This window comes from Streptomyces sp. P5F9, assembly GCF_057961495.1.
Map to the genome: position 1 here is coordinate 1 of NZ_JBXVPZ010000399.1, position 9,135 is coordinate 9,135.

Genomic DNA, 9,135 nt, shown 5'->3' on the forward strand with positions numbered 1-9,135 from the left:
GGTTCATACGGGGTGGGCCTCGCTGCGGTGTTTGCGGAGCAGGACGTTCGCGTCGGTCTCGGCGCTGTAGTCACGCGCGGTGCGTGCCGCCGCCCGGACCTCGGCCAGTTCCGCGCACCCCGCGCAACCGGGGGCCGGCTGCGGCGGGAGGGCGACCAGGAACGGGGCGTCGGTGCGGGCGCGGTAGTTCGCCGCGCGGACCCCGGCGCGTAGGCGCTCCGCGTCCGTGGCGGGTCGGAGCGACTCGGGGTCGGCCTGCCATTCGCGCCCACCGCCGACCGGACGCAACAGGGCGTAGGGCCCTGCCTTGTCCTGGTACTCGCCGACCGTGTCGGTCGCCGGGTCGTAGAGCAGCGTTCCGGGTTCCATCGGCGCCTCCTCCTCTTCCTCTTTATGCAACTTCCATACAGAATGCGACAGTTGCACTACTCTGTGCATTCCTGGGTGTGTTACGAGGATGACCCAGGGCGGAGGCGAATGCAGCGCCAACGGGCTCAACTTCCGCGCGGGGCACGCCAAATTCCACAAATTCCACATCCACGGGAGGTCGAGATGCCGCAACGGCTGGTGGTCACGGAACGCAGCCATGAGCCCAGGAAGCGGTTTGCCGAGGAACTGCGAAGGTTGAGGCGTGAACGGGGCCTGAGCCTGCGGGAGTTGGGGAAGGCGTTGGGATGGGACGCGTCGCAGTTCGGGAAGATGGAGCGTGGCGGCACGCTGGGTGGGCCCGAGGTCGTACAGGCGTTGGATCAGTACTACGGCACGGCGCCGCTGCTACTCACCCTGTGGGAGTTGGCAGTTGGTGACCCGAGGCAGTTCAAGGAGCAGTACCGGCGGTACATGGCGCTGGAGGCCGAGGCTTTGGGGTTGTGGCAGTACTCCGTGAGCGCTCCGCCAGGTCTGCTCCAGACGGACGGGTACGTGAGGGAGGCCCTCACGGCAGGCGGGCTCCGCGGCGAAGAACTGGAGCAGCAGGTCGAAGCGCGCGTGCGGCGACGGAAGTTGCTGGAGGGCGAGGACGCACCGCCGTTCCGCGCCATCATCTCCGAAGCGGTGTTGCGCATGGGGATGCGCGACAAGCAAGCCTGGCGTCAGCAGTTGGGGTTCCTGGCCGAGGTGGCGGATCACCCGAACATCACGCCCCACGTCCTGCCGTTCGGCAGTGGAGTCCACGGTCTGACGAACACCGACACCATGTTCCTGAGGCTGCCCGACGGTCGTACCGTGGCTTACACAGAGAACGATGTGCGCGGCGAACTGATCGAGGAAACCGAACGGGTTGAGCGCCTCCAACGTGCATATGATGCGGTACGCGACCTGGCCATGTCCCCGGCGGAGTCGCGATCGTTCGTCCTGCAGATGTTGGAGGAAGTGCCGTGCGAGCCATCGACTTGAGCAACGTGACGTGGCGCAAGAGCAGCTACAGCAACACGGACGGCGGCAACTGCGTCGAGGTCGCCTCCAACCTCCCCCTCGTCCCCGTCCGCGACAGCAAGAACCCCGACCACGGCACCCTGATCTTCGGCGTCGACGCCTGGTCGGAGTTCGTAAGCTCGGCTAAGGCTCAGTAGACCAACGCCTGCGTACCGTCGGCCATTACCTCCTGTACGAACACCTGTGCCCCGGCGATCCGCACGCCTTTGATGACGTCCTTCTCCGTGATGTCCCGGCGGGCCGCGCACTGTGTGCACAGGGTGACGCGGCCCGCGGCCAGGATCGAGTCGATCAGGTCGGGCAGCGGGGCGGCGTGCGGGAGTTCGAACTCGGCGGCGCGGCCCGGCAGGGCGAACCACGCGGATTCGCCGGTCAGCCACAGGGAGACGTCCACTCCGCTGGCGACGGCGACCGCGGCCACCGTGAACGCCTGTGAGCAGCGTTCGGGGGCGTCGGCACCTGCGGTCACCTTGATCACGAGCTTCTTCGACATGACCGAATCGTAATCAACTTCCTTACAACTCCCTGTGTTGGCCATGGGTCTCCTGTGCGCGCATATGGAATGCGCACGTCATGTTCCGTGGGGGACGTTTTGGAAGTACCGGAAGAATCCATCGAAGAAGTGCCGGATCCGGAGCCGGAGTCGGGCCCGGAGACAGAGCCGGAGGCAAGCCCGGAGTTGGGGCCCGCGCCCCGCCCGCGTCGCCGAGGCCGCACCACCCTCCTCATCGCCGTCGCCGCCGTGCTCGGTGTCGTAGCCGGTATCTGTACGGGTTACCTGGTCCAGGCGGACCGCGCACCCGACGCGCTGCCCTCCCTCTCCCAGGCCACGCTCACCCAGGCGAAGGGGCCGGCTCCGGAGCCGCTGTCCGCCGCCCAGGACCGCAGGGTCAAGACGGACGGCGACCTGCGCAAGCTGCTGCTGAAGAGGCCGAGCGGGGCCCGGGACGCGGGCTACGACGTCGGCGTCGACGGGTGGATGGACCTGGCCGAGTACGCGGAGACGTTCGACGAGCCGGCCGACGCGTTCAGCGACCTCGTCGCCAGTGAGTTCCGGCGCGCGGCCGTCGCCAACTGGCGGGAGGGCAGTTCGCTCTTCGTCGAGATCCGGCTCGTGCAGTTCCGCCAGGAGGACGAACTAGTGGTGGCCGACGACTCGGACGACGCCTACTACTGGGCCGAGAAGAAGTCCGACACCGACAGCTGGCCCATCCCGGGCACGGGCGACGGGATGGCGTACGTCCACAACTCGCCGGACAGCGAGGCCGGTTACACGGACGTCTACAACGCTGAGGCGCACGCCTGGCGCGGTGACGTCGAGATGGACATCTGGGTCTCCTCGGCGAAGCCCGTCCCGAAGAAGAAGATCATGGATCTGGCCGAGCGGCAGATGGAGCGGCTGTGACCACCGAGAACCCCACCGAACGGGTGGAGCCGGAACCGGAGCCGCAGCCTGAGGCGCAGCCGGTGACGGAGACGCAGCCCGAGGCGGACGTGCTCGTCCCCGAACTCGTCGGCAGCACCGAGGAGTTGACCCCCGAGACCGTCAGGAAACCGGTGCGCAAGGGCCGTTCCGCCGCGATCGCTGGGGCCGTGCTGCTCGTCGTCGCCGTGGTCGGCGCGGCCGGGTACACCGTCGTGACCGTGAACGGCGCGGACCGGGACGCGGGCGACGCCGTATGGAAGTTCCCGAAGGTGTCCACGGAGAAGGCGGAGGGCGCCGCCAAGCCGACCGGGCTCGCCGCGGCGCTCGTGCCGTACGGCCCGGACGGCTGGAGCCAGGGGCCCGACCTCGCGGAGTACGGCCATGACGTGGCGTTCACCGGGGCGCAGGCGGCGGCGCTGCGCAAGGAGTCGCTGAAGGAACTGCCGGCCAAGCAGCGCAAGCCGCTGGAGAAGGAGATCGACAAGCAGCACACCAAGGGCCTGGCCATGCGCAGCTACGTCAGCACCGACGAGCAGGCGTCCGTCTACACGGACAAGGCGTCGACGGTGAGCATCGTGCTGGCCCAGATCGCGGACAAGACGGCGGTACGCAACGCGTCCCGCTTCCAGAACGAGTTCTTCGACTCCCTGGGCATCTTCCGTCCCGGCCCGTCGATCAACGGCTACAAGAACGCCGAGTGCTTCCTCTCGCCGAAGAGCACCGACGAGAAGCTCGACACGATCTACTGCTCCGCCTACCAGGGGGAAGTCCTGGTCACCCTCACGGCGAAGTCCGCCCGCCCTATGCAGACGTACGCCATCGGCCGGCTGCTCCAGGAACAACTCGACCGCATCAAGGACCCGGGGGAGGCGGTATGACCGACCAGCAGCATGAGAAGGCCGTGGAGACCGCCCAGCCAACCCCTGAGCCGGAACTCGCCCCCGAACTTCCGGCGACCGCCGAAAACCCGGCCGTCGAACCCTCGGCGACCGCCGAGAGCCCGACCGTCGAACCTCCGGCGACCGCCGAGAGCCCGGCCGTCCCGGAGCCCCCGCTCTTCCCGCCCACCGTCCTCCAAGAGCAGGACCCCCAACCCGTCCCCGCCGGGAAAGACCGCCGGGTCCTGCGCGCGGTGCTCCGCTGGACCGCCGCCGTGGTCGTGTTCGCGGTGGCCGGGGCCGGGACGGCGTACGGGATCACCGACATGAAGCGGTCGGACGTGCCCGGGCTCGGGACGGAGTCGGACGGGCGGTGGGACTACCCCGTGCTCACCAAGCCGCCGCTGCCGAAGGGCAGCCCGGGGCCGCTGGCCGAGGCGAACCCGGCGGGGTCCCACTTCGCGGACCTGCGGGCGCTGGTGCTCCCGGCGCCGAAGGGGGCCACGGGCGACAAGGCGCTCGACGGCAGTGACGGCTGGCTGGCCACGAAGGTGTTCCTCGCCGAGTTCTCCTCCGGCGACGACCGGACCGAGCTCGCGCAGAAGCTCACCGACGACGGCCTGCGGCACATCGCGGCCCGCGGCTGGACCACCTCGGACGGCACGCACACCCGGATCTACCTGCTCCAGTTCGACACGGCGACGGTCGCCGACGGCCTGGTCTCGGGGAGCCTGGGCGGATACTCGGCGCCCACGTACCCGGTACGCGGCGCCGACGGCTACGAGTCGGACGACGACTTCCCGGACGCGGCCAAGGTCACGGACATCTCGCTCCTGCCGTACGTCGAGACGAAGCCGTACGGCGCCGAACAGGTCCGCGAGGCGTTCCTCACGGCCGGCGACACCGTCGCGATGATCGTGCAGTCGAGGAAGGGCCGCGCGGAGGCCGTTCCGTTCCAGCAGACGGTCACCCTGCAGAGCCAGCTGCTCGCCTAGCCGTACCTCACCACGAGGGCCGGGTCCCAGCCGCGTAAGCTGGGGCCCGGCCCTGTGTACATATGCGTACCGCACCACGCTCATCCGAGCTTGTCCGAGGAGCACCCGTGGAGATCTTCTTCGAAACCCTGCTGGTCCTGGTCTGCGTCGGCGTCCTCGCCTTCGCCGGACTGACCGTGAAGAAGCTGTACCAGGGCCAGCGCTGACCCCCACCGAGGAACTGCTGACGTCATGATCGAGATCCCGTCCGACCTCCACAAGGACCTGGTCCCCCTCGTCTTCCTGCTCGGCGAGTGGGCCGGCGCGGGCGTTCACGACTTCCCGGGCTCCGAGAAGTGCAACTTCGGCCAGGAGGTCTCCTTCACGCACGACGGCCGCGACTTCCTGGAGTACCGCTCCCACACCTGGGTCCTGGACAACGACGGCAACAAGGTCCGCCCCCTGGAGACCGAGTCCGGCTTCTGGCGCATCGACGCCGACCGCAAGGTCGAGGTCACGATGACCCGCGACGACGGAGTCGTCGAGATCTGGTACGGCGAACTAGCCAAGCAGAAGCCCCAGATCGACCTGGTCACGGACGCCGTCGCCCGCACCGCCGCCTCGGGCCCCTACACCGGCGGCAAGCGCCTCTACGGCTACGTCAAGAGCGACCTCATGTGGGTCGGCGAGAAGCAGACCCCCGAGGTCGAACTCCGCCCCTACATGTCCGCCCACCTGAAGAAGATCGTCACCCCGGACGAGGTCGAACGCTGGGCGAAGGCCCTCCCGGACGACATGCCGGACGACGGGATCGCTTTCTTCAAGTAGTTCTACACTTCCAGTGTGGTGAGCACCGACTGGAAGAGTGACCTCAGGCAGCGCGGCTACCGGCTGACGCCGCAGCGACAGCTCGTGCTCGAAGCCGTGGACACCCTGGAGCACGCGACCCCCGACGACATTCTCGGCGAAGTACGGAAGACCGCGTCGGGGGTCAACATCTCCACCGTGTACCGGACCCTGGAACTCCTGGAGGAGCTCCAGCTGGTCAGCCACGCGCATCTCGGGCACGGGGCGCCGACGTACCACCTCGCGGACCGGCACCATCACATCCATCTGGTCTGCCGGGACTGCACGAACGTCATCGAGGCCGATGTCGAAGTGGCCACCGAGTTCCGGGCCAAGCTGCGGGACACGTTCGGCTTCGAGACGGACATGAAGCACTTCGCGATCTTCGGCCGCTGCAAGGACTGCGCGCAGCAGAATCCGACCGGTAAGACGTCAGCTGAGTCTTCAACTACCGAGTCGTAGGCTTACCCGTATGAAGAGCCCCCTGTTGTCCGTGCCCGGCGCCGTCCCCGCCGAAGGAGTGGACGAAGGCGTCGCCGCCCACTACGGCGACCTGTTCCGTGAGCAGCGCGCCCTCGCCGACGGCACCGGTTTCGTGGACCTCTCGCACCGCGGGGTCGTCGCCGTCACCGGTGACGACCGGCTGAGCTGGCTGCACCTCCTGCTCACCCAGCACGTCAGCGACCTCCCCACCGGCGTCGCCACCGAGGCCCTGATCCTCTCCGCGCACGGCCACATCGAGCACGCCCTGTACCTCGTCGACGACGGCACCACGGTGTGGATGCACACCGAACCCGACACCCAAGAGGCGCTGATCGCCTACCTGGAGTCGATGAAGTTCTTCTACCGCGTCGAAGTCACCGACCGCACAGCTGAGTTCGCGGTCGTGTACGTCCCCGCCGGTTCCATCGCCGAGGTCCCGGCCGGTGCCGTCGTACGCGAGACGCCGTACGGCCGCGATCTCTTCCTCCCGCGCGAGGACCTGGAGTCGTACGCCCAGAAGTCCGGTCCCCCGGCCGGGATCCTCGCCTACGAGGCGCTGCGCGTCGAGCACCACCGCCCCCGCCTCGGTTTCGAGACCGACCACCGCACCATCCCGCACGAGCTGGGCTGGATCGGTACGGCGGTCCATCTCCAGAAGGGCTGCTATCGCGGCCAGGAGACGGTCGCCCGAGTCCAGAACCTGGGCAAGCCGCCGCGCCGCCTCGTCTTCCTCCACCTCGACGGCAGCGAGGTCCATCTCCCGGGCCACGGCACGGAGTTGAGGCTCGCGGAGGAGGGCGCGGACGGTCGCAAGATCGGCTTCATCACGACCTCCGTACGCCACCACGAGCTGGGGCCGATCGCCCTCGCGCTGGTGAAGCGGAACGTGCCGCTGGACGCGCCGCTGCTGGCCGACAGCACGGCGGCCGCACAGGAAGTGGTCGTAGAACCCTAGGGTTTTCTAGAGGTCTAGGACCACCGTGAACGGACCGTCGTTCGTGAGCGAGACGCGCATCTGGGCGCCGAATCGGCCCGTCGCCACGGTGGCGCCCAGGGCGCGGAGTCGGGCCACCACCTCGTCGACGAGGGGCTCCGCGATGTCGCCGGGGGCGGCCGCGTTCCAGGTGGGCCGGCGCCCCTTGCGGGCATCGCCGTACAGCGTGAACTGACTGATCACGAGGAGCGGTGCGTCAATGTCGCTGCACGACTTCTCGTCGTGGAGCATGCGGATCGACCAGAGTTTGCGGGCGAGTTGGGCCGCCTTCTCCTTGGTGTCCTCGTGGGTGACGCCGACGAGGACGCACAGCCCCTCGCCCTCGATCGCCCCGACCGTCTCCCCGTCCACGACGACGCTCGCGCCGTCCACCCTCTGCACCACTGCTCGCATGGGTCCCATGATGCCGTGCGGACGGAAGCGGTTGTCGGGCGGCCGTAGGAGGGTCGATTTTTGATCCTTAACCCCCCATCTGGGGCCGTTCGGGGGCACTCGGTCACATAGCGGCCACTTGGGGTGGCACGATGCTGTCCACACGCCGGTCGAGGGGACGGTTCAGGCACATGAGCACACCGAGTACCGGGCAGCACCACGGGCCTGTCTCGCTGATCCGCGCGGGAGGACCGGCGGCCACGCGCCGCCCGCCCGTGCAGCGCGTCGACAGCCCGCTGCTGCCCGCCGAACCGCCCGCACCCGACCTGACCGCGCTACGGCTCCCGGAGCTGCGCGCGCTGCGCCGCGACGCCCAGCGCGACGAGGCCGACCTGAGTTACGTACGACGGCTCCTCCAGGGCCGGATCGACATCCTGCGCGCCGAACTGGCCCGGCGTTCTCCGGCGGGCGCGGCGTCGGTGGTCGACCGGCTGTCGGAGATCCTCACCGACGCCCCCGCCCGCCACCGCTCCTCGGCCCGGCACGTCACGCTGGGCACGCCGCACAGCGAGGAGTACCGGCTGCTGGCCGCCGAGATGCTCGCCGAGGTCGAACTCTCCGACCTGGAGGCCCGCACCGACCTGGAACTGACCACCGCGATGGGCCGCCTCGTACGGTACGAACAGCAGGTGTCCCGGCGCCGTCAGCTCCTCCAGCACACGGCCGACGGCTGTAGCGCGGAGATCGCCCGCAGGTACCGTGAGGGAGAGGCACAGGTGGACGATCTGCTGACGTGAGTGACGTGAGGGGGCCGATGTGACGACTGAGGATGCGGGCTCTGCGGGGGCCGCGCGGGTTGCGGGGGTCGCTGGGGTTGCCGCGGGGGCTTCTGATGCGCCCCCTCCGGTGCTCGCGGAGGTCGTCCGCTCCGGCTTCGTGGAGAGTCTGCACCGGGGGAGCCTGGTGGTCCTGGCGGCGGACGGTTCGGTGGAACTGGCCCTGGGTGACGTGACGGCCCCGGTCTTCCCCCGCTCCTCCAACAAGCCGATGCAGGCGGCGGGCGTTCTGCGCGCGGGCCTCGACCTCACCGGCGAACGCCTCGCGATCGCCGCCGCGAGCCATTCCGGCGAACTCTTCCACCGCGATCTCGTACGCCGACTCCTCTCCGAACACGGCCTGAACCCAGGCCAGTTGCAGTGCCCACCGGACCTCCCCCTCGACCCCGTCGAGCAGGAGGCGTACCTGGCGTCGGGCGCCGTACGTGACCGCATCGCCATGAACTGCTCCGGCAAGCACACGGCGATGCTGGCGGCGAGCGCGCTGCGGGGCTGGCCGTTGGAGTCGTACCTGGACCCGGATCACCCGCTCCAAAAACTTATCCACAGGGTTGTGGAAGAAGTGTCGGGTGCGCGGGTCGCGGCTGTGGGCACGGACGGCTGCGGCGCCCCGCTGATGGCGATCAGCCTGACGGGCCTGGCCCGCGCCTACCGCTTCTTCGTCCTGGCCGCCCCGGGCTCGGCGGAACGCCGGGTCGCCGACGCGATGCGCGCTCACCCCGAGTACGTCGCCGGCACGCGGCGGGCCGACACGTGGTTGATGCGGGCGGTACCGGGTGCGTTGTCGAAGATGGGCGCGGAGGCGGTGCAGGCGGTTGCCCTTCCGGACGGGCGGGCGCTGGCGTTCAAGGTGGAGGACGGGGCGGGGCGGGCGGTCGGGCCGGTGTTGGGG

Annotated in this window: 13 protein-coding genes; 10 read left to right on the forward strand and 3 right to left on the reverse strand. The window is 69.2% G+C overall.

The genetic code is table 11. The features are described from left to right. Positions 1–3 precede the first annotated feature (3 nt). Positions 4–369: a hypothetical protein gene (locus tag AC31A1_RS39985; RefSeq protein ID WP_489657993.1), complete on the reverse strand. Its 366-nt coding sequence runs from the start codon at positions 367–369 to the stop codon at positions 4–6. A gap of 183 nt (positions 370–552) precedes the next feature. Between AC31A1_RS39985 and AC31A1_RS39990 the strand changes: the two genes are divergently transcribed. Continuing rightward, positions 553–1,395 (forward strand): DUF5753 domain-containing protein, encoded by an 843-nt coding sequence (locus AC31A1_RS39990; protein ID WP_489657994.1) that lies wholly within the window; start codon positions 553–555, stop codon positions 1,393–1,395. Further along, on the forward strand, positions 1,377–1,571 hold the full coding sequence (locus tag AC31A1_RS39995) for a DUF397 domain-containing protein (protein ID WP_489657995.1): 195 nt from the start codon (positions 1,377–1,379) through the stop codon (positions 1,569–1,571). The genes AC31A1_RS39990 and AC31A1_RS39995 overlap by 19 nt, the downstream gene beginning before the upstream one ends. On the opposite strand, the gene AC31A1_RS40000 is transcribed toward AC31A1_RS39995, so the two are convergent. Continuing rightward, positions 1,565–1,927 (reverse strand): DsrE family protein, encoded by a 363-nt coding sequence (locus tag AC31A1_RS40000; RefSeq protein ID WP_489657996.1) that lies wholly within the window; start codon positions 1,925–1,927, stop codon positions 1,565–1,567. The genes AC31A1_RS39995 and AC31A1_RS40000 overlap by 7 nt on opposite strands. A 129-nt stretch (positions 1,928–2,056) precedes the next feature. On the opposite strand from AC31A1_RS40000, the gene AC31A1_RS40005 reads away from it, so the two are divergent. The 6 genes from AC31A1_RS40005 (at position 2,057) to ygfZ (ending at position 6,996) form a co-directional block, all read left to right on the forward strand. Then, positions 2,057–2,839, forward strand: a complete 783-nt coding sequence (locus AC31A1_RS40005) for a hypothetical protein (protein WP_489657997.1) — start codon at positions 2,057–2,059, stop codon at positions 2,837–2,839. After that, entirely contained in the window at positions 2,836–3,738 is a 903-nt protein-coding gene (locus AC31A1_RS40010; RefSeq protein WP_489657998.1) for a hypothetical protein, read from the forward strand. The genes AC31A1_RS40005 and AC31A1_RS40010 overlap by 4 nt, the downstream gene beginning before the upstream one ends. Then, on the forward strand, positions 3,735–4,733 hold the full coding sequence (locus tag AC31A1_RS40015; RefSeq protein ID WP_489657999.1) for a hypothetical protein: 999 nt from the start codon (positions 3,735–3,737) through the stop codon (positions 4,731–4,733). The genes AC31A1_RS40010 and AC31A1_RS40015 overlap by 4 nt, the downstream gene beginning before the upstream one ends. Positions 4,734–4,964: 231 nt before the next feature. Beyond that, on the forward strand, positions 4,965–5,540 hold the full coding sequence (locus tag AC31A1_RS40020; protein ID WP_489658000.1) for a heme-binding beta-barrel domain-containing protein: 576 nt from the start codon (positions 4,965–4,967) through the stop codon (positions 5,538–5,540). Between the two features lie 15 nt (positions 5,541–5,555). Next, entirely contained in the window at positions 5,556–6,020 is a 465-nt protein-coding gene (locus AC31A1_RS40025) for a Fur family transcriptional regulator (protein WP_489658001.1), read from the forward strand. A 10-nt stretch (positions 6,021–6,030) separates the two neighbouring features. After that, entirely contained in the window at positions 6,031–6,996 is a 966-nt protein-coding gene (gene ygfZ / locus AC31A1_RS40030) for a CAF17-like 4Fe-4S cluster assembly/insertion protein YgfZ (protein WP_489658002.1), read from the forward strand. Between the two features lie 6 nt (positions 6,997–7,002). Here the strand turns inward: ygfZ and dtd are convergent, their stop codons facing one another. Then, complete coding sequence (gene dtd, locus AC31A1_RS40035; protein WP_489658003.1) at positions 7,003–7,428, reverse strand: D-aminoacyl-tRNA deacylase; 426 nt, start codon at positions 7,426–7,428, stop codon at positions 7,003–7,005. Between the two features lie 170 nt (positions 7,429–7,598). Between dtd and AC31A1_RS40040 the strand changes: the two genes are divergently transcribed. Beyond that, positions 7,599–8,204: an RsiG family protein gene (locus tag AC31A1_RS40040; RefSeq protein WP_489658004.1), complete on the forward strand. Its 606-nt coding sequence runs from the start codon at positions 7,599–7,601 to the stop codon at positions 8,202–8,204. Positions 8,205–8,313: 109 nt separating this feature from the next. Further along, positions 8,314–9,135 (forward strand): asparaginase (locus AC31A1_RS40045; RefSeq protein ID WP_489658005.1); only part of this gene is annotated, 822 nt, incomplete at its 3' end.

Bases quoted from the DNA above. Each gene is read 5' to 3' on its own strand.
- AC31A1_RS39985 (WP_489657993.1), bottom strand. From the start codon at position 369: ATGGAACCCGGAACGCTGCTCTACGACCCGGCGACCGACACGGTCGGC.
- AC31A1_RS39990 (WP_489657994.1), top strand. From the start codon at position 553: ATGCCGCAACGGCTGGTGGTCACGGAACGCAGCCATGAGCCCAGGAAG.
- AC31A1_RS40000 (WP_489657996.1), bottom strand. From the start codon at position 1,927: ATGTCGAAGAAGCTCGTGATCAAGGTGACCGCAGGTGCCGACGCCCCC.
- AC31A1_RS40015 (WP_489657999.1), top strand. From the start codon at position 3,735: ATGACCGACCAGCAGCATGAGAAGGCCGTGGAGACCGCCCAGCCAACC.
- AC31A1_RS40020 (WP_489658000.1), top strand. From the start codon at position 4,965: ATGATCGAGATCCCGTCCGACCTCCACAAGGACCTGGTCCCCCTCGTC.
- ygfZ (WP_489658002.1), top strand. From the start codon at position 6,031: ATGAAGAGCCCCCTGTTGTCCGTGCCCGGCGCCGTCCCCGCCGAAGGA.
- dtd (WP_489658003.1), bottom strand. From the start codon at position 7,428: ATGCGAGCAGTGGTGCAGAGGGTGGACGGCGCGAGCGTCGTCGTGGAC.
- AC31A1_RS40040 (WP_489658004.1), top strand. From the start codon at position 7,599: ATGAGCACACCGAGTACCGGGCAGCACCACGGGCCTGTCTCGCTGATC.